This window comes from Mesorhizobium sp. M7A.F.Ca.ET.027.03.2.1, assembly GCF_003999175.1.
GTDB lineage: Bacteria > Pseudomonadota > Alphaproteobacteria > Rhizobiales > Rhizobiaceae > Mesorhizobium.
The window spans coordinates 1-879 of sequence record NZ_RZOM01001593.1; the positions used below are offsets into that span (position 1 = coordinate 1).

Below are 879 nucleotides of genomic sequence, written 5' to 3' on the forward strand. Positions count from 1 at the left end.
GAAATCGCCTTCCTGGCCGAGCGGAATGCAGCCGAGATGGGTGCAGACCTGAACCATCACCATCCAGGCTTCCTTGCCGGGTGTGGTGCGGTTGGCGTCGGTCGCCGGTGCATCGGCCGGCAGATTGGCGTTGCGGGCGATCGGGTCCTTGAGATCGGCCAGCTTGACGGCCTCCCCGTCCTTCATTTCCTGTTCGGTGCGGTTGCGGACCACGACCGGCTTGCCGCGCCATTTGACGATCAGCGACATGCCCGGCGTCAGCGAGGCGACGTCGACTTCGACGGAAGCGAGCGCCAGCGTCGAGGCATCGGGGCGCATCTGGTCGATGAACGGCCACGCGAAGGCACCCGCGCCGACCACTGCGGCCATGCCGGTGGCGACGTAGAGAAAATCACGACGGTTGGGATCCTGGGTGTCGGTTGCGCTCACGGGTGCCTGATCCTTTCGCCTCTTCCGTGCCGGTGGCTGAGCTTTGTTCCCCGCTCAATTACGCCAACCCGACAGCGCATGGCGAACAGGCTTGCGAATTCCTCCGGCATTTGGACTTCGGTTTATGCGTGAAGCCCGTTTTTGTCCAGACGGGTGAAGGCACAAGGGCAGATTGTCGCGGGGACAAAATCCGCCACCGCTCAACGCGACGCCGGATAGCCGCCAAACATCGCTAAACAACCGGGAAACAACCGCAAATCCGACGCCCCTGTTCGGCTCGACACAAGGCGCCAGCCGGGTCTATCCTTGCCATCATGGCACACGTCATAGACCGCGACACCTGGTCTGTTCGCTCCGACCATTGGAAGGGCGAATTGCAATGTGGCGCCTACGGCTCCAACTCCTGCCTGATCTTCAACTATTTGCCTGGCGTCGGCGGCGGCCCCCGCC

1 protein-coding gene is annotated in these 879 nt (G+C 63.0%); it reads right to left on the reverse strand.

What is annotated here, in order from left to right:
• Positions 1 to 429, reverse strand: a 429-nt coding sequence (gene petA / locus EN750_RS36665; protein ID WP_127399438.1) for a ubiquinol-cytochrome c reductase iron-sulfur subunit, incomplete at its 3' end; no start/stop codon positions are given.
• Between the last annotated feature and the right edge of the window lie 450 nt (positions 430 to 879).